This window comes from Flavonifractor hominis (genome assembly GCF_040095835.1).
Lineage (GTDB): Bacteria > Bacillota > Clostridia > Oscillospirales > Oscillospiraceae > Flavonifractor > Flavonifractor hominis.
Genome location: NZ_JBBMFT010000001.1, coordinates 689,184 through 713,469, shown reverse-complemented (window position 1 = coordinate 713,469; position 24,286 = coordinate 689,184). Strand labels below are relative to the sequence as shown.

General features: G+C 63.0%; 17 protein-coding genes. 13 read left to right on the top strand and 4 right to left on the bottom strand.

The window, feature by feature from the left end; genetic code table 11:
* Positions 1–80 precede the first annotated feature (80 nt).
* The 4 genes from WMO45_RS03600 to WMO45_RS03585 form a co-directional block, all read right to left on the bottom strand.
* Positions 81–1,436 (bottom strand): MATE family efflux transporter, encoded by a 1,356-nt coding sequence (locus tag WMO45_RS03600; RefSeq protein ID WP_349139262.1) that lies wholly within the window; start codon positions 1,434–1,436, stop codon positions 81–83.
* 97 nt (positions 1,437–1,533) lie between these two features.
* Positions 1,534–2,097: a GNAT family N-acetyltransferase gene (locus WMO45_RS03595; RefSeq protein ID WP_349139261.1), complete on the bottom strand. Its 564-nt coding sequence runs from the start codon at positions 2,095–2,097 to the stop codon at positions 1,534–1,536.
* Positions 2,090–3,394 (bottom strand): 2-hydroxyglutaryl-CoA dehydratase, encoded by a 1,305-nt coding sequence (locus tag WMO45_RS03590; RefSeq protein ID WP_349139260.1) that lies wholly within the window; start codon positions 3,392–3,394, stop codon positions 2,090–2,092. Before WMO45_RS03590 ends, WMO45_RS03595 begins: the two co-directional genes overlap by 8 nt.
* A gap of 38 nt (positions 3,395–3,432) precedes the next feature.
* Positions 3,433–6,372 carry an acyl-CoA dehydratase activase gene (locus WMO45_RS03585; protein ID WP_349139259.1) on the bottom strand — a complete coding sequence of 980 codons (2,940 nt, stop codon included), beginning with the start codon at positions 6,370–6,372 and terminating at the stop codon, positions 3,433–3,435.
* A gap of 218 nt (positions 6,373–6,590) precedes the next feature.
* On the opposite strand from WMO45_RS03585, the gene WMO45_RS03580 reads away from it, so the two are divergent.
* The 13 genes from WMO45_RS03580 to rpoD all read left to right on the top strand — a co-directional run bounded on the left by WMO45_RS03580 (position 6,591) and on the right by rpoD (position 24,264).
* Entirely contained in the window at positions 6,591–7,196 is a 606-nt protein-coding gene (locus WMO45_RS03580; RefSeq protein ID WP_349139258.1) for a DUF1700 domain-containing protein, read from the top strand.
* On the top strand, positions 7,193–8,053 hold the full coding sequence (locus tag WMO45_RS03575; protein WP_349139257.1) for a DUF4097 family beta strand repeat-containing protein: 861 nt from the start codon (positions 7,193–7,195) through the stop codon (positions 8,051–8,053). The genes WMO45_RS03580 and WMO45_RS03575 overlap by 4 nt, the downstream gene beginning before the upstream one ends.
* A gap of 116 nt (positions 8,054–8,169) precedes the next feature.
* Positions 8,170–11,499 carry a PD-(D/E)XK nuclease family protein gene (locus tag WMO45_RS03570; RefSeq protein ID WP_349139256.1) on the top strand — a complete coding sequence of 1,110 codons (3,330 nt, stop codon included), beginning with the start codon at positions 8,170–8,172 and terminating at the stop codon, positions 11,497–11,499.
* A gap of 25 nt (positions 11,500–11,524) precedes the next feature.
* Positions 11,525–12,964, top strand: coding sequence for an alanine/glycine:cation symporter family protein (locus WMO45_RS03565; protein WP_349139255.1), 1,440 nt, complete (start codon positions 11,525–11,527; stop codon positions 12,962–12,964).
* A gap of 12 nt (positions 12,965–12,976) precedes the next feature.
* Positions 12,977–16,540 carry a helicase-exonuclease AddAB subunit AddA gene (gene addA / locus WMO45_RS03560; protein WP_349139254.1) on the top strand — a complete coding sequence of 1,188 codons (3,564 nt, stop codon included), beginning with the start codon at positions 12,977–12,979 and terminating at the stop codon, positions 16,538–16,540.
* 124 nt (positions 16,541–16,664) lie between these two features.
* Positions 16,665–16,868, top strand: a complete 204-nt coding sequence (rpmE, locus tag WMO45_RS03555; RefSeq protein WP_087328273.1) for a 50S ribosomal protein L31 — start codon at positions 16,665–16,667, stop codon at positions 16,866–16,868.
* Between the two features lie 93 nt (positions 16,869–16,961).
* Entirely contained in the window at positions 16,962–17,465 is a 504-nt protein-coding gene (locus WMO45_RS03550) for a flavin reductase family protein (protein WP_349139253.1), read from the top strand.
* Positions 17,466–17,495: 30 nt separating this feature from the next.
* Positions 17,496–18,788 carry a GTPase HflX gene (gene hflX, locus WMO45_RS03545; protein WP_349139252.1) on the top strand — a complete coding sequence of 431 codons (1,293 nt, stop codon included), beginning with the start codon at positions 17,496–17,498 and terminating at the stop codon, positions 18,786–18,788.
* A 35-nt stretch (positions 18,789–18,823) separates the two neighbouring features.
* On the top strand, positions 18,824–19,357 hold the full coding sequence (locus WMO45_RS03540) for a GNAT family N-acetyltransferase (protein WP_349139251.1): 534 nt from the start codon (positions 18,824–18,826) through the stop codon (positions 19,355–19,357).
* Positions 19,354–19,983: a YigZ family protein gene (locus WMO45_RS03535; RefSeq protein WP_349139250.1), complete on the top strand. Its 630-nt coding sequence runs from the start codon at positions 19,354–19,356 to the stop codon at positions 19,981–19,983. The genes WMO45_RS03540 and WMO45_RS03535 overlap by 4 nt, the downstream gene beginning before the upstream one ends.
* An 87-nt stretch (positions 19,984–20,070) precedes the next feature.
* On the top strand, positions 20,071–21,075 hold the full coding sequence (locus tag WMO45_RS03530; RefSeq protein ID WP_349139249.1) for a deoxyguanosinetriphosphate triphosphohydrolase: 1,005 nt from the start codon (positions 20,071–20,073) through the stop codon (positions 21,073–21,075).
* A gap of 56 nt (positions 21,076–21,131) precedes the next feature.
* On the top strand, positions 21,132–22,925 hold the full coding sequence (gene dnaG, locus WMO45_RS03525) for a DNA primase (RefSeq protein ID WP_349139248.1): 1,794 nt from the start codon (positions 21,132–21,134) through the stop codon (positions 22,923–22,925).
* A complete protein-coding gene (gene rpoD, locus WMO45_RS03520) occupies positions 22,918–24,264 on the top strand; it encodes an RNA polymerase sigma factor RpoD (RefSeq protein WP_349139247.1) in 1,347 nt (448 codons plus the stop codon). The genes dnaG and rpoD overlap by 8 nt, the downstream gene beginning before the upstream one ends.
* The last annotated feature ends 22 nt before the right edge of the window (positions 24,265–24,286 follow it).

The window sequence follows — 24,286 nt, the reverse complement described above, 5'->3', positions numbered from 1 at the left end:
CAATGTCCTCCTTATTCCGGCTTGATCCATCTTTTATTATATAGAAGCGGGAAAAAGTGTCAATAGAACCGGACTTAGAATCACAATGTGGGTTTTTCATCGTCCCAGTGGAGTTTGGTGCAGGTGGTCCTGCGGTAGAGCAGCAGCGCCACAGCGCAGGAGAGCAGTTCCGCCACAGGGAAGGCCAGCCAGACCAGTCCTGGGCGCAGTGCGCCCAGCAGCAGGGCGGCGGGCAGCAGCAGCACGACCTGCCGCAGCAGGGAGATGGCCAGGCTGGCGTTGGCGGCGCCCAGGGCTTGAAGGGAGGAGCAGAGCACGATGGACACCCCTGCGCATAAAAAGGACAGGGCGATCATCCGCAGGGCGGGAATGCCGGCGGCCAGCACGTCGGCGTCAGCGTCGAAAATGGCCAGCAGCGGTCCGGGCAGGAGCATCATCACCGCAGTACCAGCGGCCATGATCACCAGTGCAAGTCCCAACGCGAAGCGGATGGTGCCGGTGATCCGTTGCCGGTCTCTGCCGCCGTAGTTGAAGCTGACAATGGGGACCAGGGCGTTGGTGATGCCGTACAGGGGCATAAACAAAAAGGACTGAAGCTTGAAATAGGCCCCCAGAATGAACACGCCGAAGCTGGTGAACAGGGGGAGAATCAGGTTCATGCCCAGGTTCATCACAGTGGTGAGAGCCTGCATCATGGCCGCTGGGATGCCGACCCGCAGCATATCGGCCAGGATGGGAAGGCTGGGGCGGAAGCCCCGAAAGGTGAGGGTGACAGCCGTGGTACGCCGCACCATGACCAGCCCTACCGTCATGCCTACCAGCTGTCCCAGTACGGTGGCGATGGCGGCGCCGGCCACCTCCAGCCGGGGGAAAGGACCAAGGCCAAAGATGAGTACCGGGTCCAGGATCAGGTTGATGACCGCGCCGATGCCCTGGATGATCATGGGCCCCACGGTGTTGCCGGTGGCCTGCAGGGTGCGCTCCCCGGCAAACTGCATGCATACACCCAGAGAGGCACCAGTGACGATGGCCAGATACTGGCTGCCGTAGGTGACCACCTGAGGCACGTCGGAAAAAATCCGCAGGAAGGGGCGGGCCAGACTTACCCCCAGAGTCAGGAACACCAGCCAGCAGACCAGATAGAGAAAATAGCCGTTGGCGGTTACCTGGTCGGCTTCCGCCCGGCGGCGCTCCCCCAGCCGGCGGGAAAGCAGGGAATTGAAGCCTACGCCCACACCGACGCAGATGGCGATCATCAGCGTTTGGACCGGGTAAACCAGAGACAGGGCGACAAAGCTGTCCCCGCTGAGCCGGGCCACAAACATGCTGTCCACCAGGTTGTAGAGCCCCTGAATGAGCATGGAGAGCATCATGGGCCAGGACATGTTCAGCAGCAGCCGGCGTACCGGCATCACCGCCATTTTATTTTCGTTCAAGGAAATTCCTCCAATCATAGAAAAGACGGGTATCAGGATGCGCACAAGCGCGCCCCGATACCCGTTTTCATCCCGCGGCGTGGCAGCCCGCGGGGGGTCAGAATGTATGGATGTAACGCAGGTCGTGGCAGACCATGTCATGGGGAAAGGGCACCAGCTGAACGGTGCCGTCCCAGGCAAAGCCATGGCGCTGGTAAAACCGCCGGGCGCCTTCGTTTTCCCTTAGTACAAACAGTGTGCAGCCGGGATAGCCTGCCGTCTTCAGCCGCCGGAGCGCCTCCTCCAGCAAAACGGAGCCGTAGCCCATGCCGGTACAGCCGGATTCGGTGTAGAAGGAGATGACCTCACCCCATCCCTGGTATTGGGAGGAGTCGATGACCAGCCCCTCGCTTTGCCGGGGGCTGGGACCGCTGCGGATGGGGCCGTAGTTGCAGCAGGCCACCGGACGGTCCTGTTCGTAAAGCAGCAGGCCCCGGCACCGCCCTGTGGCCCGGTCCTCCCGAAAGAAGGGGATCCAGTGGTCCTCAGTGGTCACGTCCCGCAGATAGTCATCGGGTACGAAACCGCGGTAAGTGGTCCGCCAGCCATGGCAGTGGATGGCGCTCATGGCGGAAAAATGTTCCTCCGTACAGGCGTCTACAAAGCGCAGCGGCTCAGACATGGGCGGTTGTTGCCTCGCTCTCCCGCTCGGCCTGCTGCTTGGCCAGGCCACGAGCGTTGGCCAGCATCAGCTTGATGCGGTTCTCCTGGTTAATTTTGGTGGCGCTGGGGTCATAGTCGATGGCCACGATGTTGGAGAAGGGATAGTCGTCCTTCAGCTTGCGGATCATGCCCTTGCCCACGATGTGGTTGGGCAGGCAGCCGAAGGGCTGAGTGCAGACGATGTTGGGTGTGCCGGAGTGGATGAGTTCCAGCATCTCGGCAGTGAGCAGCCAGCCCTCGCCCATCTTGTTGCCTTCGCCCAGGTAGCCCTGGATGAGCTGCCGCAGATCCTCGAAGGTGCCGGGAGCCCGGAAGCCGCCCTTTTCCATGGCGGCGATCATGGCCTTTTGGCACTTCTCTACATAGCCTTTGAGAATCTGACAGACCTTCTTTTTGACCCACTTGCCGCCGTAGATGTTCACATCCACCTCACGGTTGTAGATCTTGAAGATGATGAAGTCGGTCAGGCCGGGCACCACCGGCTCGGCCCCCTCGGAAAGAAGAAATTCCTCCAGGTTGTTGTTGCCCAGGGGGGAGTATTTGATGTAGATCTCACCCACTACGCCGACCCGGACCTTGGGCTCGCCCGCCACGGGAATGGATTTAAAGGCGGCTACGATGTGGTCGAAATTTTCCACCATGCTCTTGAAGGACAGGCCGCGCCCCTGGCTCATTTCGGAGAGCAGGTGGTCCTCCACTGCCTGGATGGTCCGGTCGGTCTGCCCGGCCTCCACCTCGTAGGGGCGCACCTGGTTGGCCGACTGCACGATGATATCGCCGTACATCATGGCAAATACCGCCTTGCGCAGCGTACCCAGCCCCAGCTTGAAACCGGGGTTGGGTTCCAGCCCGGACAGGTTTACCGAGATGACGGGAATATAGCTCAGTCCCGCCTTTTCCAGAGCCTTGCGCAGCAGATGGATGTAGTTGGAGGCCCGGCAGCCGCCGCCGGTCTGGGTAATGAGCAGGGCTACCTTGTGCATGTCGTACTTGCCGCTCTTTACCGCGTCGATGAGCTGACCGATGACCAGCAGGGCGGGGTAGCAGGTGTCGTTGTGCACGTACTTGAGCCCTTCATCCACGATGCCCCGGTGGTTGGTGGTGAGCATCTCCACGTGGAAGCCCTCGGTCTCCAGAATACGGGCCATCAGTCCGAAGTGGACGGGCAGCATGGTGGGGAAAAGAATGGTGTACTCCTTCTTCATCTCCTGGGTGAAGAGGAGCCGTCCGTTTTTGTCGTATACTAATTCTGCCATTGAAACAGTTCCTTTCGGTCTTGGAGAAGATGGCGCGCTTACTGGCCCGAGCGCTTGCGGGCGTCCATGGCCGCCATCAGGGAGCGGATGCGGATGGTGACGGCGCCCAGGTTGCTGATGTCGTCGATCTTCAGCTGGGTATAGAGCTTGCCGCCCTTTTCCAGAATGTCCCGCAGCTCATCGGTGGTGATGGCGTCGGTGCCGCAGCCGAAGCTTACCAGCTGCACCACCTGCATGTCAGGCTGGGTGCAGACATACCGGGCGGCGTTGTACATCCGGCTCTGGAAGGTCCACTGGTTGAGCACCTTCCGGGGGGCGTAGCCCTCCAGATAGCTCAGCGCGTCCTCGGTGACCAGCACAAAGCCGAAGCTGGTGATCAGGTCGTTGATACCGTGGTTGATCTCCGGGTCGATGTGGTAGGGGCGGCCGCAGACCACAATGATGGGCATGTCGTGGGTCCGGGCATATTCGATGTACTGCTTGCCGGTCTCCCGCACGTCATGAACGTAGGCGTCGTAGGCGGCATAGGCGGCCTTCACCGCGGCCTCCGTCTCCCGCTTGGGGATGGAGAAGTGTTCCTCCATCAGCTGAGCGGCCCGTTTGCCAAAATCCTTGTGCCGCCACAGGCCCACATAGGGATCCAGGAATTTGGTGTTCTTCAGCGCAGGTACATTGGCGGCCAGCAGTTCGGGGTAATAGGCCACCACCGGGCAGTTATAGTGGTTGTCGCCGATGCCCTCGTCGTTGTTGTAGGACATGCAGGGGTACCAGATGGCATCCACACCCTCCTCCGCCAGGGCCTCCACGTGGCCGTGGAGCAGCTTGGCGGGATAGCACACCGTGTCGGAGGGGATGGTGTGCTGGCCCTTCAGGTAGAGTTTGCGGGAGGATTCGGGGGAGAGGACCACCTCAAAGTTGAGGCGGGTGAAGAATTCAAACCAGAAGGGCAGATTCTCATACATGTTCAGGCCGAAGGGAATGCCGATCCTGCCCCGTATGCCGTTGCCGCTGCCCTTGCCCTCCAGAGCGCGGAGCTTTTTATACTTGTAGCTCATGAGGTCCGGGTTTTCCACCTTGGGTTTGCCCAAGGGGCGGGAGCACCGGTTGCCCGAGATGAACCGCCGCCCGCCGTCAAAGGTGTTGACGGTGAGGGAACAGTGATTGGTGCACAGGTTGCACGTGGCGGGCTTGGCGGTGTGGGAGAAGGACTCCAGCGCCTGGGCGGAGAGAAGGCTGCTCTTCTCCAGATGCAGGTCCCGGGCGGCCAGGGCCGCGCCGAAGGCGCCCATAATGCCCGAGATGGTGGGGCGGGTCACGTTGCGTCCCAGCTCCAGCTCGAAGGAGCGAAGCACCGCGTCGTTGTGGAAGGTGCCGCCCTGGACCACGATGTGCTGACCCAGATCATCGGCGTTGGCGGCACGGATGACCTTGTAGATGGCGTTTTTCACGATGGAGATGGACAGGCCCGCGGAGATGTCCTCCACGCTGGCGCCATCCTTCTGGGCCTGCTTGACCGAGGAGTTCATGAATACGGTGCAGCGGGAGCCCAGGTTCACCGGATGGGGGGCGAACAGGCCCAGCTTGGCAAAGTCGGCGATGGTGTAGCCCAGGGCCTTGGCAAAGGTCTCAATAAAAGAGCCGCAGCCGGAGGAGCAGGCCTCGTTGAGCATGATGGAGTCCACCGCGCCGTTGCGGATCTTGAAGCATTTCATGTCCTGACCGCCGATGTCAATGATAAAATCCACGTCGGGGTTGAAGTGAGCCGCGGCGTTGTAGTGAGCCACGGTTTCCACCAGGCCCAGATCGCAGGAAAAGGCGTTTTTCACCAGCTCCTCACCGTAGCCGGTGACCGCCGCCCCCTTGATGGTGATCCGGTCGCCGCACAGCTTGTAGATCTCCCGGAGCTGTTCCAGTACCACGGCCACGGGGTTACCCTGGTTGGAGTGGTAATAGGTGTACAGCAGTCCGCCGTCGGCGGTGATGAGCGCCACCTTAGTGGTGGTGGAGCCGGCGTCAATGCCCAGCCAGGCGTCGCCGGTATAGGTGTGGATGTCCGCCACAGGGGGGTGCATGGCGTTGTGCCGGGCGGTAAAGGCGTCATAATCGGCCTGGTCTTCAAAAAGAGGAGGCAGGGTGTCCACAAGACCTACGTTGTCTACGCTCTTTTCCAGCCGCTCAAGGAGCTCGTCAAAGGACTGCTCGGCATAGTCGGAGGCACACAGAGCCGCGCCGATACCGGCAAAGCAGTCTCCGTCCTCCGGGAAAATGGCGTGTGCCTCGTCCAGCTTCAGGGTTTCCACGAAGCGCTGGCGCAGGCCCATGAGGAAGTGGAGCGGACCGCCCAGAAAGACGATCTTGCCCTTGAGTTCCCGGCCCTGGGTCAGACCGCCCACCGTCTGATCCACCACTGCCTGGAAAATAGAGGCCGCCACGTCCTCCTTCCGCCCGCCCTGGTTCAGGATGGGCTGGATGTCGCTCTTGGCAAACACGCCGCAGCGGGAGGCGATGGGGTAGATCTTCTCGTGTTTAAGGGAGAGCGCGTCCAGCTCATCCACCGAGACATTCATCAAAGTGGCCATCTGGTCGATAAAGGCGCCCGTGCCGCCGGCGCAGGAGCCGTTCATCCGCTCCTCCAGCGCGCCGCCGAAGAAGATGATCTTGGCGTCCTCACCGCCCAGCTCAATGACCGCGTCGGTGTCCGGTATGTACTGATTGACGGCGGCAGCGGTGGCATATACCTCCTGCACGAAGTCGATGTCCGCCGCCTTGGCCACGCCCAGTCCGGCGGAGCCGGTGATGGTGATGCGCACCTGCTGGCCGGACAGCCGGTCCTGAATGGAGCGCAGGGTCTCGGCAGCCCGTTCCCGGGCCTTGGAGTAGTGCCGCTCATAGGAGCGGAACAGCAGCTGATTCTGTTCGTCCAGCACCACGACCTTGACGGTGGTGGAGCCGATATCGATGCCAATACGAAGGCTCATGGAAGTTCACCTTATATCCTTTATCCAAATTTCGCACCGTACATAATATATCAAAATTTGTTTTTTTACAACCCCAAAGCGGACAAAAACAGGATGTTCCGCAGTCGGAAGTAATTACCGCAATTTTTATTTTCATGGAAATTTAATGGTTTTTAGAATTACGGATTCAGGAAGATGTGCTATGATGGCTCCAGACACAAAGGAGGGGGACCGTAGACATGACGCGGAAAGAGTATCTGGAGCAGTTGCGTGCCCTGCTCACCGGGCGGGTCCCGGCGGAAGAGCTGGAACACATGCTGGCCTATTATGAGGAGTATTTTGATGAGGCGGGCGCGGATGGGGAGCAGCGGGTCATTGCAGAGCTGGGCACTCCGGCAGAGTTGGTGAGTCGTGTGCTGGGGGAACAGCGGGCGAAGAGCGCACCGCAGGAATCCGACCCCTTTGCCAAACCGGTCTCCCGGCAGGGAGGAGGCCTGTGGAAAGTGCTGCTGGCCGTCTGCGCCGCGCCGGTGGCCATCCCGCTGCTGCTGGTGGTGCTGGCGTTGGCCGCTCTGGCGGTGATCCTGGTGGCTGGCCTGGTAATCGGCGTGGTGGTCGGCGGGGTAGCCCTGATCGGCATGGGGATCGTTACCGCCTGCGCGGGCATTTCCGTGCTGTTTACCGCGGGGCTGCCTACCGTGATGTTTTTCTGTGGAATGGGCCTGCTGGCCAGCGGAGTGGGCCTGCTGCTGATCGCGGGCGGGTTTCTGCTGGGAGGGCTGTGCCTGCGCGGGCTGACGGCCGCACTGGGCCGCTGGCTGCATAGAAAGGAGGCAAGGGCATGAATCTGCCGTCCAAGGTATGCCTGGGGGCCGGGGTGTTCCTGGTCCTGTCAGGTGGGTTGCTGGCTCTGACGGGCTTTGCGCTGGGAGCCAGGACCAGTCTGGACCTGCACTGGGACAATCAGGGGATCGAGACGGATGTGTCCTACTCCTATTCTGATTCCACGATGGAGAGCGGGATATGGGAAAACAGCGTGGATCCGTTTTCCCGATTGGATGTAGATCTCTCCCTTGGAAGTGTGCGGATCGTGTACGGGGAGGACTACCGCGTCAGCTGTGAAGGCGCGTGGACCGCCGGGCTGGACTGTGAGAGCGACGGGGACACGCTGCGTCTGACCGGCAGTGTGAGTGAGATGGAGCTTGTGTCCTCCGGTGAGCAGGCCGTTGTCACCATTTCCCTGCCTGAGGGGGAGCGGCTGGAGCGGGCGGACCTCCACACGGACATGGGTCAGGTGGAGGTGGATGAGGTGCCGGTGGACAGGCTCACCGTGGACAGCGGCATGGGAGATGTGACCCTCAGCGCAGTGGCGGCCGAAGAGATGGACCTCACCCTCGGTATGGGCGCCCTTACGGCGAAGGAGTGTTCCACCCAGCGCTCCCTGCAGGTGAGCAACAGCATGGGGAATGTGACGCTGGACGGGGCCTTCTTGGGGCAGACGGAGTGTGAGCTGTCCATGGGCGATCTGTCCCTTACTACGCTTGGCTCCAGGGAGGAGTACGAGTGGGAGATCGACGTCTCCATGGGTGAGTTCCGCCTGGACGGGGAGGTACAGCCGGGGCACAGCGAGCGCTCCGGCGGGGCGAACCAGCTGGAGCTGACCAACAGCATGGGTGATATTGAGGTATTTTTTCAATCATGACACAGGAAGGGACCGTTCCATCCGGAACGGTCCCTTTCTTTGGTTTCTTTGGTTGACGAATAGGGGAAAACAGCATAAAATAAAGTCCATTGCTCAGATGAAAGGAGGGGAGCGGCATGCTCCATTTGCTGCTGGGCCGGGCGGGAACGGGCAAGACCCATACCCTGCTGGAGCAGATCGCTGCCACCGGGAATCAACGGCCCCAGGTGCTCATTGTGCCGGAACAGCATTCCCATGAGATGGAACGCAGACTCTGCGCGGTGGGAGGCAACGGGGTCTCCCTGTATGCCGAGGTCCTCTCCTTCACCCGGCTTTATAACCGGGTGAGCTCGGTCTGCGGCGGACTGGCCGAGCCCACCCTGGACCCGGGCGGCCGGCTGCTGCTGCTGTGCAGCGCGCTGCGGGCGGTGTCCGGACAGCTGAAGGTATACCGGCGGCCTTCCCGCCGGCCGGCCTTCCTGACAGGGCTGCTGGCCACGGTGGACGAGCTGAAGAGCTGCCGCGTCACGCCGGAGGAGCTGTGGAACGCGGGGACGGAGACCGGAGGAGGCGAAGGGGACAAGCTGGCCGATCTCTCCCTCATCTATGGGGCGTATGAGGCCCTGGCCGCCCAGCACTGGACCGACCCCCGGGATCGGCTGACCCGGCTGGCCCGGATGCTCTCGGAGCAGGGCTGGGCCAGGGACCGTGACATCTGGATCGACGCCTTTACCGACTTTACCCCCCAGGAGCGGCAGGTCATCGCCGCGCTGCTGCGCACGGCCCGCTCGGTCACGGTGGCTTTGACCTGCGACGGGCTGGAGGCGGGCAGCGGGGAGACGGACATCTTCGCCCCCGCCCGGCGGACCGCCGGGCAGCTGCTCCGTCTGGCCCGGGAGCAGGGAACGGGCAGCCAGGTGCACGTTTGCGAGACGCCGGCAGCGCCTGGCACCCCTGCGCTGGTCCATCTGGAGGCGCAGCTCTTTGCCCCTGCTCCCGCGCCCTATCCGGAGGCGGCGGAGGAGATCACCCTCTTCAGCGCCCACACGCCCTACTCCGAGGTGGAGTGGACGGCCGCGGAGATCCTCCGCCTGGTGCGGGAGGAGGGGTACCGTTTCCGGGACATCGCTGTGTGTGCCCGCAGCCTGGACACCTACGGCGTGCTGATGGAGAGCATCTTTGCCCGCTACGGTGTGCCGGTGTTCCTCAGCCGCATGAGTGATATCCTGCAAAAGCCGGTGCTGGCGCTCATCACGTCGGCGCTGGAGGCGGCTGCGGGAGGGTATCGGTATGAGGATGTGTTCCGCTATCTCAAGACCGGATTGACGGATCTGGAGCAGGAGGACGTGGACCTGCTGGAGAACTATGTGCTCAAGTGGAACCTGGAGGGGAATGCATGGACGGCCCGTAAGGACTGGATGGGCCACCCCAAAGGCTATGGGCAGAGCTTTACCCCGGCGGACACCGCTCTGCTGGAGCGGCTCAACGCCCTGCGGCGCCAGGTGGCCGGGCCGCTGGAGGCTTTGCGGAAGAACCCGGAGCAGACAGGGCGGGGGCAGGCGGTGGCCCTCTACCGCTTTCTGGAGACGGTTGGGGTGCCCGAACGCCTGGCCGGCCGGGCCGAAACCCTGCGCCGGGAGGGGCAGGCCGCCCTGGCCGAGGAGTACACCCAGCTGTGGGAGATCCTCTGCGGCGGACTGGAGCAGTGCGCCCAGATCCTGGGGGAGACGCCCATGGAGCTGGAGGAGTTCTCCAAGCTCTTTGCCCTGGTGCTCTCCCAGTACGACGTGGGCTCCATCCCGGTGTCTCTGGACCGGGTGAACGCCGGAGAGATGCCGCGGCTGGCCCACCGGCCCTGTCCCGTGGTGTTCCTGCTGGGGGCGGACGACGGGGCCATCCCCCAGGCTTCGCCCGCGCCCGGCCTGCTCAACGACGACGACCGCAGCCTGCTGGCCTCTTACGGGTTGGAGCTGGCCCCCAGCCGCACCGACAAGCTCTATCGGGAGATGACCATCGTCTATGAGACCTGCGCGCTGCCCCGGCGGCGCTTCTATGTGAGCTGGGCTGCGGCAGGGCCGGAGGGCGAGGAGCGCCGCCCCTCCTTCCTGATTTCCCGGCTGGAGACGCTGTTCCCCAAAGCCGCCCGGGTGCGGGAGGACCGGCTGGACGGCTCGTTCCGCCTGTCGGCCCCCCGGCCGGCGCTGGAGCTGGCCGGGCGCTATCCCGCGGCGGGACAGGCCCTGCGGCAGATGCCGGACTACGCCCCCCTGGTGGAGCGGATGGTCCAGGCGGCCCATCTGACCCGCGGGCGGCTGAGCCGCCCGGCGGTGGACGTCCTCTATGGCCGGCGGGTGCCCATGTCGGCCTCCCGCATGGATAAGTACAAGGCCTGCCACTTCTCCTATTTCATGCAGTACGGCCTCAAGGCCCAGGCCCGGAAGGCGGCGGGGTTTCAGGCCCCGGAATACGGCACCTTCGTGCACTATGTGCTGGAGCAGGTGCTGCGGGCCTGCCAGCAGCTGGGCGGCGTCAAGGCTGTGGAGCCCGAGCAGCTGCGGCAGCTGACCCGGGAGGCGGTGGAGCGCTACGTGGAGCAGGAGCTGGGCGGAATGGAGCAGGAGACTGCCCGCTTCCGCTACCTCTTCCAGCGGCTGCTGAAGTCGGTGTACGCCGTGGTGGACAACGTGGCCGAGGAGCTGCGCACCTCCCACTTCCAGCCCATCTCGTTCGAGCTGGGCTTCGGCACGGGTAAGCAGCTGCCCCCGGTGGAGCTGAGCATGGACGGTATGACCGTCAGCATCTCCGGCTTTGTGGACCGGGTGGACGGCTGGGAAAACGACGGGCGGCTCTACCTGCGGGTGGTGGATTACAAGACCGGGCGCAAGTCCTTTGACCTGACCGATATCTGGAACGGCATGGGGCTGCAAATGCTGCTCTACCTCTTTACGCTGGCCGACCAGGGACAGGAGCTGTACGGCCGGGAGATCGTGCCCGCCGGTGTGCTCTACCTGCCGGCGCGGGACGCGGTGGTGGCGGGCAGCCGGGCCATGACCGAGGCCGAGCGGCGCAGGAAGGTGGACGCCGAACTGCGCCGGCGGGGCGTGATACTGGACGAGCCGGAGGTCCTCTCCGCCATGGAGGAGCCGGGGGAAGGGGGCATCCGCTTCCTGCCGGTCCGTGTGAACCGGGCGGGGACCATTACCGGCGAGGCCCTGGTATCCGCCGAACGGCTGGGCAAGCTGGCCCGGCACACCCGGCACATCCTGGAGCAGATCAGCCAGGAACTGGCCGAGGGCAACATCGCCGCCGATCCCTTCTGGCGCGGGCCGGAGCACAACGCGTGCCAGTGGTGCGACTATGCCTCCGCCTGCCATTTTGAGGAGGGGCGCGGGGGCGATCGCCGCCGCTGGCTGCCCCCGCTGCGGGGCGAGGCCTTCTGGGAAGCGGTGGCCGACGAGACAGAATGATGTGAGAGAAAGGAATTTGAACGGAATGGATTTGTTTGGCGGGCTGCTGAGCCATATCAGCAACTTTTTATACACCTATATTCTCATTGCGCTTTTGATCTTCACCGGGGTCTACTTTACCATCCGCTCCAGGGGCGTGCAGTTTCGCCTCTTTCCCGAGGCGCTGCGGGTGCTGGGGGAAAAGAAGAAGGACGGTAAGGACATCTCCTCCTTCCAGGCACTGATGATCTCCACCGCCTCCCGGGTGGGTACCGGCAATATTGCCGGGGTGGCCAACGCCATCATCGCCGCCACCCTTATCGGAGGCTACGGTGCGGTGTTCTGGATGTGGCTGCTGGCCCTCATCGGCGCGGCCTCCGCCTTTGTGGAGAGCACGCTGGCCCAGTGCTACAAGGAAAAGCACGGGGAGAACTGGGTGGGCGGTCCCGCCTACTATATCCAGAAGGCCCTGGGCAGCCGGACATGGGGCGTGGTGTTCGCCGTGCTGCTCATCGCCTGCTTTGCCTACGGGTTCAACGCCCTGCAGGCCTATAATGCCGGTTCGGCCCTGCAATACTATCTGCCCGGCTATTCTGAAAGCATCTGGCCGGCGGTAGTGGGCGCGGTGCTGGCCGCCCTCACGGGGGTGTGTATCTTCGGCGGGGTGCAGCGTATCAGCGCCATCACCTCGGCCATCGTGCCAGTCATGGCGGCCATCTATATTGCCCTGGGACTGTTCATCACCCTGAAAAACATCGGCCAGGTGCCCTATATGATCTCCATGATCGTCTCCCAGGCCTTTGATCCCAAAGCCATGTTTGCCGGCATCGGTGCATCCTGCGTTATGCAGGGCATTAAGCGGGGGCTCTACTCCAACGAGGCGGGCATGGGCTCCGCCCCCAACGCCGCCGCGGCCGCCGATGTGTCTCACCCGGTCAAGCAGGGGCTGGTGCAGATGCTCTCGGTGTTTATCGACACCATTCTCATCTGCTCCACCACCGCCTTTATGCTGCTGCTCTCCGGTGTGCCCATCGACGCCTATGCCGAGGGCATGAACTTTGTACAGGCGGCGGTGCACAATCAGGTGGGCGCTTTCGGCCCCCTGTTTATCACCGTGTCCATCTTCCTGTTTGCCTTCAGCTCGCTGGTGGGCAACTACTATTACACCGAGTCCAACTTCAAGTTCATCCGAGATTCCAAGCGGGGGCTTGTGATCTTCCGCGTGACGTGCGTGGCCGCCATCTTCATCGGCGCGCAGATGAGCTTTTCCATGGTCTGGGACCTGGCCGACGTGCTCATGGGGCTGATGGCCCTGGTCAACCTGGTGTCCATTTTGCTGCTGGGCGGAAAGGCCCTCAAGGTGCTGGGCGACTATCAGAAGCAGCGCCGGGCCGGGAAAAACCCGGTCTACCGCTATGAGGAAGTGGGCATCGGCGACGCGTCCATCTGGAACGAGGACCACGCCCGCAAGTGGGAGAATCAGTAAGGAGCGATCGATATGGCCTTTTCCCTGACAAGCGAACAACAGGCCGTGGTGGACAACCGGGGCGGCGGGCTGCTGGTGTCCGCCGCCGCCGGCTCGGGCAAGACCCGGGTGCTGGTGGAACGGCTGCTGGCCCGCATCGAGGGGGAGGGGCTGGATGTGGACCGCTTCCTCATCATCACCTATACCAAGGCTGCAGCCGCGGAACTGCGGGGGCGCATTGTGGAGGAGCTGTCCCGGCGTCTGGCCCAGCACCCCACGGACGCCCACCTGCGCCGCCAGTCCACGCTGGTCTATCAGGCCCAGATCTCCACGGTGCACGCCTTCTGCGCCCAGCTGCTGCGGGAGTGCGGCCATCTGCTGGACATCGACGGGGATTTTCGGCTATGTGATGAGGGAGAGGCGGGCATCCTCATGCAGCGGGCCCTCAACGACGTACTGGAGCGCCGGTATGAGGACATCGCGGAGGGGAGCGACTTTGCCAGCCTGGTCGACACCATGGCCGCCGGGCGGGACGATCAGCGCCTGGTGCAGATCGTACTGGACATCCGGGGCCGGGTACAGGCCCACCCCGATCCGGAGGCCTGGCTGGACGAGCAGGAGCGGGCCTTTGCCCTGGAGGGAGTGGATGATGCGGGGGATACGCCCTGGGGACGCCTGCTGCTCTCCGACGCGGAGGCCCAGGCCGGCTACTGGATCGCCCGGATGGAGCAGGCCCTGGAGCTGTGTGCCTGCGACAGCAACCTGGAGGCAAATTACGTATCCAGCCTCCGGGACACCCTGGCCGCCCTGCGTACCTTTGCCGCAGGGACCCGGACGGGGTGGGACGCGGCCCGCTCCGCCCTGCCCATTCCCTTCCCGGCGGCGGGGCGCAAGAAGATCGTGGACTGTCCCGAGGCGGCCGAGCGGGTGAAGGCCATCCGCAGCGCCTGCAAAAAGCGTCTGGAGAAGCTGGAGGAGTGGTTTGAAGACACGGGGGCGGACCTGCTGGATGATCTACGGGCCGTCCGCCCGGCGGTGCGGGGGCTGTTTGCCCTGGTGAAGGACTTTGAGGCGGCCTATGCCGCGGAGAAAAAGCGGCGCAGCCTGCTGGACTTTTCCGATCTGGAACATATGGCGGTGCGCCTGTTGGTGGGGGAGGACGGCCGCCCCACCAAGCTGGCCCGGCAGTGGTCGGCCCGGTATGAGGAGATCATGGTGGACGAGTACCAGGACACCAACGAGGTGCAGAACGCCATTTTCTCCGCCCTGTCCCGGGACGGGACCAATCTCTTCATGGTGGGGGATGTGAAGCAGTCCATCTACCGCTTCCGTCTGGCCGACCCCACCATCTTTCTGGGCAAATACCGCTCGTTTCAGCCCTATACCGAGGCCGCAAAGGGGGAGGAGCGGCGCATCATCCTCTCCAAGAACTTCCGTTCCAGGCCGGAGGTGCTGGAGGGGGCCAACTTCCTTTTCCGCAACATCATGTCCACCACCTTCGGTGAGATGGATTATACGGCGGACGAGGCCCTTTACCCCGGTGCGCCCTTCCAGCCCGACCCGCGCTACGCCGTAGAGCTGGATGCGCTGGATGCCAGCGTGGAGGAAGACGAGGGGGAGAAGACCGCCCGCGACCTGCTGGAGGCCCGCTTTGTGGCCGGGCGTATCCGGGCGCTGGTGGACGAGGGCTTTCCCCTTTCCGACGGGGAGGGGGGAGAACGGCCGGTGCGGCCGGCTGATATCGTGATCCTCCTACGCTCCCCCAACACGGTGCTCCACCACTACGCCCGCGCCCTGGGAGAGCTGGATCTGCCCTGGGAGGCGGAGGGGGGCGGGGATTTCTTTGACGCCACGGAGGTGTGTGTGGCCCTGTCCCTGCTGCAGATCGTGGACAACCCCCGGCAGGATGTGCCGCTGCTGTCGGTGCTGCGCTCGCCGGTGTACGGCTTTACCGCCGACCGGCTGGCCCAGATCCGGGCAGGCAGCCCGGATACGGATTTCTATGCCGCCCTGGCCGCCGACCCGGGGGAGGACAGCCGCGCATTTCTGGCCGAGCTGGCGCAGCTGCGGGATATGGCGGGGGACAAGAGCTGCCATGCGCTGATCTGGCACATCTACGACCGCACCAACCTGTTGGGGGTATTCGGCGCCATGGGCGAGGGAGAGAGCCGTCAGGGCAACCTGCTCACCCTGGCGGAGCTGGCCCGCCGGTTCGAGGAGGCGGGGCACAAGGGACTTTTCGGCTTTCTCTCCTACCTGGCCCGCCTGCGGGAGAACGGCGGTAAGCTGCTGCTGCCCGCCCCCGGCCGGGAGGGGAACGGGGTGCGCATCATGAGCATCCACAAGTCCAAGGGCCTGGAGTTCCCGGTGGTCTTTCTGTGCGGACTGGCACGCCGGCTCAACCGGGAGGACATGACCCGGCCCATCCTCTTCCACCCTAAGCTGGGGGTGGGGCCCAAGCGGCTGGATCTGGAGCGTGGGGTGGAGTATCCCACCCTGGCCCGCCGGGCGGTGGCCCGGCAGCTGGAGCTGGAGATGATGGCCGAGGAACTGCGGCTTTTATATGTGGCCATGACCCGGGCCAAGGAGAAGCTGATCCTCTCCGTGGCACTCACCGGCGGGGCGGGGGATCTGGAGAAGCTGGCCCCCGACGGAAGCTGTCCGGTGGACCCCCAGGTGCTGCTGGCCTGCCAGAGCGTGGGACAGTGGGTGCTGCTGCCCGCCCTGGCCCGGCCGGACGGCGAAGCGCTGCGCCGGGCCGCCGGCGTACCGGTCCCCATCCCTACGGCGGACTTTGGCCCGGCGTGGGACATCCGCTTTGTGCCCGGCGCGCAGTTCCGGCAGCCGCCCCGGCAGGCGGCGGAGGAGCGGAGACAGGCGGAAGAGGCGGCAAGCCTCAATCCGGACGAGGTGCTGGAGCGCCTGCGCTGGCGCTACCCCTATGCCAATGAGGTGGAACTGCCCTCCAAGCTCACTGCCACCCAGCTCAAGGGCCGGGCGCTGGATGAGGAGGTGGCCGAGGATACGACGGCGTCCAGGCCTCTGCGCTTTGGCCGGCCCCGGTTCGCCGCGGAGGAGTTTGGCCTCACTCCGGCCCAGAAGGGCACGGCCCTCCACCTGGTGATGCAGTATCTGGACTTTGAGCGCGCCGCCACCCGGGAACAGGTGTCCGGGGAGATTGCACGGCTGGTGGAGCAGGCGTTCCTGACGCCCCAGCAGGGAGAGGCGGTGGAGCCTGAGCGCATCGCGGCCTTTTTTGCCTCGCCCATCGGGCAGGAGCTGATGGCCTCCACCTCTCTGCGCCGGGAGTTCAAATTTTCCATCCTGGTGCCTGCACGGGATTACTACCCCGGGGCCGGCACACAGGAACAGGTGCTGCTGCAAGGCGTGGTGGACTGCTATTTCGAGACCCTGGAGGGGATCACAGTGGTGGACTTCAAAACCGACCGGGTGACCCGCCAGAGCGTCCGGACCCGGGCGGAGGAATACCGCCCCCAGCTGGAGGCCTACAGCCGGGCGCTGGAGGAGATCACCGGGAAACCGGTGGTCCGCCGGGTATTGTGGTTCTTTGCCCTGGACCAGGCGGTGGAACTCTGAAAAAGAAAACTTTTTAAAAAACTGTTGCAATCTGTATTCTTTTGTGCTATCATATTCTAGCGTTTATAAGGCGTGGAGGTTTGCTGCGCCGCTTCATCCGGAACGAGAAAGAGGTGAACACAACATGAAGGAAGGCATCCATCCCAACTACGAGCAGACTACCATTAAGTGTGCCTGCGGTAATGTGATCGAGACCGGTTCTACCAAGAAGGACATCCGCGTGGAAGTTTGTTCCAAGTGTCACCCCTTCTTCACTGGTAAGCAGAAGATGGTGGATACTGGCGGACGTGTCAGCCGCTTCAACAAGAAGTTCGGCCTGGACAAGTAAGTTGGTTTTTGAGAGCCTGTACCGGTTTCGGTACGGGCTCTTTTTCATAACGGCTGCATATACTGTGTGGGCAGAGAAAAGGAGGGCGTGACCATGTTTGAGAAAATCGAACCAAAGACGCTGGAGGGCAATGTATTTTCCCGGATCGGTACGCAGTGGATGCTCATCACCGCCGGGACCAAAGACTGCTGCAACACCATGACTGCCAGCTGGGGCGGACTGGGCGTGCTGTGGGGCAAGCCGGTGGCCACTGTCTATATCCGCCCCCAACGCTATACACTGGAATTTGTGGAGCGGGAGGAGCGGTTCACTTTGTCCTTCTTCGGGGAGGAGTACCGGAAGGCTCTGACCCTGTGCGGCACCAAGAGCGGCCGGGAGATCGACAAGATAAAGGAATGCAGCTTTACGGTGGAGACGGAAAACGGCGCTCCTTATTTTGCGGAAGCCGAGCTGGTGCTGGTGTGCCGCAAGGCCTACTGGCAGGACATGGACCCCACCCATTTTCTGGACCCGGAGCTGGATGCGAAATGGTATCCGGAGCGGGATTACCACCGTATTTTCATCGGTGAGATCGAGCAAGTGCTAAAAAAGGTATGACGCCGGGGGAGGCCCGGCGCGGAGGAATGCATGACAGAAGAGAAAAAGGCAACGATCATCAACCGGGCGGTGCTGGTGGGGCTGAATGCCCGCTGCCTGTCCGACGAGGAAAACGCCGATGAGGCATCCATGGAGGAACTGGCGGACCTGTTGGAGACTGCCGGCGGGGAGTGCGTGGGCGTGGTGTTCCAGAACAAGGACGCCCCCGATCCCCGCACCTTCATCGGCGAGGGCAAAGTGGCCGAGGTAAAGCAGCTGGTGGACGCCATGGGGGCGGATATGGTCATCGTGGACAACCCCCTCTCTCCCTCTCAGCAACGGGTACTCTCGGAGGATCTGGGTGTGCAGGTGCTGGACCGGGCGGCCCTGATCCTGGACATCTTCGCCCAGCGGGCCCGCACACGGGAGGGACGGCTGCAGGTGGAGCTGGCCCAGTACCAGTATCTGCTGCCCCGGCTGCTGGGCATGTGGACCCACCTGGAGCGGCAGGAGGGCGCCATTGGCACCCGCGGCCCCGGTGAGACCCAGCTGGAGACTGACCGGCGGCACATCCGCCGCAAGATCCAGAAGCTCCGGGAGGAGCTGGAGCAGGTGCGCCGGGTGCGCGCCACTCAGCGCCAGCGCCGGGAGAAGAACGAGGTGCCGGTGGTGGCCATTGTGGGCTATACCAATGCGGGCAAGTCCACTCTGCTCAACAAGCTGACGGGGGCCGATATCCCGGCCAACAACCGGCTGTTCGACACCCTGGATACCACCACCCGTACCCTGGAGATCTCGGACACCTGTACGGTGCTGCTCAGCGACACGGTAGGTTTCATCCGCAAGCTGCCCCATCACCTGGTGGAGGCCTTTAAGGCTACGCTGGAAGAGCTGAGCTATGCCGATCTGCTGCTGCACGTCATCGATGCGTCCAATCCCCTGTGGCGGGAGCAGGCCCAGGTGGTGGACCAGCTCATCGTGGAGCTGGGGGCGGAGCAGACCCCACGCATCGAGGTGTTCAACAAATCGGACAAATACACCGGGGACATCATCCCCCACGGGGCGGATATTGTCTCCATTTCGGCCAAGACCGGCCAGGGACTGGACGAGCTGCTCCGGAAGATCGGGGAGCGGCTGGATACCGGGGCCTGCCGGGTGGTGCTGCACATCCCCTACGACCAGGGCGGGCTGGTGGATCTGCTCCACCGCCAGGCCAAGGTGGAGCGGGTGGACTATGGCGCATGTATCGAGGTGGAGGCTGTGTGCACCCCCGTGCAGCTGGGCCGGCTGAAGGAGTATGTGGTGTCCGGCTGGACGCCGCCCAAGGAGTTCTGGGAAGACTGAATTGCCATAATAGATCGATAAGGGAGGGCAACGCCATGCAGACACTGGAGACCGAGCGCCTGATCCTGCGCCCCTTCACGGAGGACGACGCGCAGGCGCTCTATGCCTACGCCAGCCATCCGGAGGTGGGTCCCCCGGCGGGATGGAAGCCCCACGAGAGTGTGGAAGAGAGCCGGGAGGTCATCCGGACCATTTTTCTCCCCTCCGATACCCTGGCGGTGGTGCGCCGGGCCGATGGACGGCTCATCGGCTCGGCGGGCTTTGTGGACCGGCACCGCACCGAGCTGGGCACTCCCAGCGAGGAGATCGGTTATTCCCTGGCCCGGGACTGCTGGGGCCAGGGGCTGATCCCCGAGGCGGTGCGGGCCATTATCCGCCACGCTTTTACGCAGCTGGATTACCAGGCTCTGTGGGCCGCCTATTACGATGGCAACCGCAAGTCCAAGCGGGTGATGCTCAAGTGTGGGATGACCTACCGCCTCTCCCGGACAGAGCCGGTGGCCCAGTTGAACGAGACCCGGCTGGCCCATTACTTTGCCATCACGAGAAGGGAGTGGGAAGCACAGTGACGGAATATCTCATCCCCACGGCGGCCTCCGAGACGGAGTTTGTGGAGAAGCGCTCCCGCTTCATCGGCCACGTCTGGCCGGTGGAGAGCGAGGAGGAGGCCCGCGCTCATATCGAGGCCATGAAAAAGAAATACTACGACGCCCGGCACAACTGCTGGTGCTACCGCATCAAGGACGGCGGCGTGGAGCGCTACTCCGATGACGGGGAGCCCCAGGGCACCGCGGGACAGCCCATGCTCAACGTGTTTCAGCGGGAGCAGGTCACCAACGTCTGCTGCGTGGTGACCCGGTACTTCGGCGGGATCCTGCTGGGGGCCGGCGGGCTGGTGCGGGCCTATACCCAAAGCGCCAAGGACGCCCTGGACGCAGCGGGAATTTCGGTAGTGCGTCGGTGGGTAGAGGTAGCGGTACCCTGCCCCTATTCCTTTTTTGAGCGCATCAAGCTGGAAGTGGAGGCCAAGGGAGGCGTGCTGGGCGAGGTGGAGTACGCCGCCGACGTGACCGTCCATGCCCTGTTGCCTGAGGAGGCGGTGGATGGATTTTCCGCCCGGCTCACCGAACTTACCGCCGGCGCGCTGGAGCCTTTGCTTTTGGGGGAGTCTTTTCAGGCCGTTCCTCTTGGATAATATGAACAAATCGTGAATCTTTCGCGAAAAAAGAAGGGTTTTGCCTAGCAATGGCGTATATAGTTCCAGAGAGGTAGGTGGTTGCCCTTGACACCCAGAGAGCAGACCGAAGCGCTGGAACGGGAGATGCTGTCTCCCTTTGCCTGCCAGTCCTCCCAGTCCAAAGGCAGGGCAGTCCCGCTGGAGCCCTGTCCGGTGCGGACCTGTTTTCAGCGGGACATCGACCGCATCGTCCACTCCAAGGCCTTCCGGCGGCTCAAGCACAAGACCCAGGTCTTTCTGGAGCCGGAAGGGGACCATTACCGCACCCGCATGACCCATACCATCGAGGTCAGCCGCATCGCGCGGACCATTGCCCGGGGCCTGCGGCTCAACGAGGACCTGGCCGAAGCGGCGGCCTACGGCCACGATCTGGGGCACACCCCCTTCGGCCATGCCGGAGAGCGGGTGCTGGACGAGATCATGCCCGGCGGCTTTGCCCACAACCAGCAGTCGCTGCGGGTAGTGGACCGGCTGGAGAAGGAGGGCGAGGGGCTCAACCTGTGCTATGAGGTCCGGAGGGGCATCCTCTGCCACACCGGGCCGGACCAGGCCGAGACGCTGGAAGGCCAGCTGCTGCGCCTGGCCGACAAGATCGCCTACATCAATCACGATATCGACGACGCGATTCGTGGAAAAATCATTTATCCCATGGATATCCCCATTTCTATCTCCCAGACCCTTGGTTTTACCCACTCGGAGCGAATCAACACGCTGACGGTGGATATCATTGCCGCCAGCGTGGGAAAGCCGGTCATTGCCCAGTCGCCCGCCTGCCGGGATGCCATGAATGAACTGCGGTCCTTTATGTTTGAATATGTTTACCGCAACCCGGTGGCAAAGGGAGAAGAGGGTAAGGCCCAGGATATGCTCCGCCGCCTCTTTGAGGCCTATGTGAAGGATCCGGACAAGCTCCCGCCGGAATATCAGGCCATCCGGATAGAGGAGGGGGTAGAGCGGGCCGTGTGCGATTATATCGCAGGCATGACCGATATCTACGCCGTGGAGCGCTTCCAGGAGCTTTTTATCCCAAAATCCTGGAGTGTGAAATGACAAAGGGGTATGAGGAGAGTTGACTGCGGCAAAACTAGTCGGAAGGAGGACGCGGCTTGCCGATCCCGGAACAATTTATTGACGAGCTGGTGGCCCGCAGCGATATTGCGGATGTGGTGTCCTCCTACGTCCACCTGACCCGGAAGGGGAACAACCTTTGGGGCCTGTGTCCCTTCCACAATGAAAAGACGCCGTCCTTTTCCGTCTCTCCGGATAAGCAGATCTATCACTGCTTCGGCTGCGGAAAGGGGGGCGGGGTGATCTCCTTTGTGATGGAGATGGAACACCTGCCCTTTCCCGACGCGGTGCGTGTACTGGCCCAGCGGGCCGGGCTTGAGGTGCCGGACGCCGGTGTGGACGACGCCGGGCGGAAAAAACGGGCCCGGGCGCTGGAGGCCAACCGGCGGGCCGCCCGGTTCTATCACGACTATCTCAAAAGTCCCGGGGGCAGGCGGGTGCAGGAGTACATTGCCCAGCGGCGCATCGCGCCCCGCACCGCCACCCGCTTCGGCCTGGGAGCCGCCCCCGACCAGTGGGACACCCTGACCCGGGCATTGACGGCCGAGGGCTTCAGCAAGATGGAGCTCATTGACGCCGGACTGGCCGTGGCGGGAAAGAACGGCGGCATCTACGACAAGTTCCGCTCCCGCCTTATGCTTCCCGTCATCGATGTGCGGGGGGATGTGGTGGGCTTTACCAGCCGCATTCTGCCGGGGGAGGAGGGGGCCAAGTACCTCAACACCCCGGAGACGGTGGTGTTCCACAAGGGGCGGCTGGTGTATGCACTTAACTTTGCCAAGGCCACCAAGCGCCCCAATCTGGTGCTGGTGGAGGGCAACATCGACGTTATCACTCTGCACCAGGCGGGGTTTGACAACGTGGTGGCCACCATGGGCACCGCCCTCACGGAGGAGCACGCCCGCATCCTGGCCCGCTATACCAAGGAACTGGTGCTCTGCTACGACAACGACGCCGCCGGTAAGCAATCCACCGACCGGGTGCTCCACATTTTGAAAAACGCCAATCTGAACGTGCGGGTGCTTCAGCTGCCCAACGCCTACGACGCCGAGGGCAAGCCCATCAAGCAGGACCCGGACGATTTTGTAAAACGCTTTGGCCCGGCCGCCTTTGAGAAGTGTCTCAATGGCAGCGCAGGGCAGAATGACTACCGGCTGGAGACGCTGCTGCAAAAGCACAATCTGGCGGATGAAGAGGGACGGCTTGCTTTTTTGCGGGACGCGGTGGAGGTAGTGGCTGCCTTGCAAAGTCCCATCGAGCGTGAGATTTATGGAAACAAGGCGGCTGCGGCCGCAGGAATTTCGGGAGACGCCATGGCCCGTGAGGTGGAGCGTTTCCGGAAAAACCGGACATGGCAGGCCAGAAAGCAGCAGACCCGTAAGGAGCTGACCCCCGCCATCCAGCTGCAGCCCAGGGAGCGGGAGCTGCGCTACACCAACCTGCGTTCCGCACGGGCGGAGGAGGGGGTGTTGCGGCTGTTGCTGTTGGAGCCGGAGTTGTTCAGCCAGGTGGCAGGTTTGGGGCCGGAGCAGTTTTCCTCCCCGGTGCTGGCGAAAGCCTATACGCTGCTATGCCAGCGGCACCGGGCGGGGCGTTCAACCCAATTGGCTGCTCTGGCTGGCGAGCTGACGCCGGAAGAGATGAGTCATCTGGCAGGTATTTTGGACCAACCGGAGGCATTGGCCAACAGCGGCCAGGCGCTCCGGGATTACATAGAGATCATTGAGACCGAGGCCATCAAGCGGGGCGGGAATGGTGCACAGGACCCACTGCTGGCGGCGCAGGAGAAATTCAGAGAGAAAAAAGGCTATGGAGGACGACCGCATGAGTGAAAAGAAAACCACCGGCAAAAAAGTGCTCACCCTGACCTTGGAGGATCAGAGCAAGCTGGCCCGCGACAACGCCAAGAAGATGGAGCAGGGCAAGATCGAGGTCATGAAAGTTGTCGAAGGCGTACAGGGCGCGGAAAAGCTGGCGGAGTTGATCGAGCGGGGCAAGAAAAACGGCAAGCTTTCGGCCAGTGAGCTGATGGACGTGCTGGAGAACATGGATCTGGAAAGCGAACAGATGGACAAGATCTATGATACTCTGGAAAACCTGGGCATCGACACGGTGGGCGACGATTATCTGCCCGAACTGGCCGACGACGTGATGCCTCCCCTGGAGGAGCTCAACGAGATTGAAGAGCTGCCGGAAGAGGAGATCGTGGACCCCAACACCCTGGTGGATTCCTTCGGCATCGACGATCCCGTGCGGATGTACCTCAAGGAGATCGGCAAGGTCAACCTCCTGACCCCCGATGAGGAGGTTCAGCTGGCCCAGGACATGGGGGCCGGCGACGCGGCCAAGGAACAGATGAGGGAGATCGAGCAGGCCCGGAAGAAGGGAGAAGAGGTCACCCTTACCCCTGAGGAGGAGCGGGAGATCCGCCGTCAGATCAAGCGGGGCGAAGCGGCCAAGCAGCGCCTGGCCGAGGCCAACCTGCGTCTGGTGGTCTCCATTGCCAAGCGGTATGTGGGCCGCGGCATGCTGTTCCTGGACCTGATCCAGGAGGGCAACCTGGGCCTCATCAAAGCCGTGGAGAAGTTTGACTACACCAAGGGCTATAAATTCTCCACCTACGCCACCTGGTGGATCCGGCAGGCCATCACCCGCGCCATCGCCGATCAGGCCCGTACCATCCGTATCCCGGTACACATGGTGGAGACCATCAACAAGGTCATCCGGGTTTCCCGGCAGCTGCTGCAGGAGCTGGGCCATGATCCCACGCCGGAGGAGATCGCCGAGGAGATGAACATGCCGGTGGATAAGGTGCGGGAGATCCTGAAAATCGCCCAGGAGCCGGTGAGCCTGGAGACCCCCATTGGTGAGGAAGAGGACTCCCATCTGGGTGACTTTATTCCCGATGAGGACGCCTCAGAGCCTTCTGAGGCTGCCAGCTTCACCCTGCTCAAGGAGCAGCTGGTGGACGTGCTGAGCACGCTGACCCCCAGGGAGGAGAAGGTGCTCAAGCTGCGCTTTGGCATCGAGGACGGCCGCACCCGTACGCTGGAAGAGGTGGGCAAGGAGTTCAATGTGACCCGCGAGCGTATTCGCCAGATCGAGGCCAAGGCCCTGCGCAAACTGCGCCACCCCAGCCGCAGCAAGAAGCTGAAGGACTTCCTGAATTAAATCAAAAGACGCGGAGCGAAAG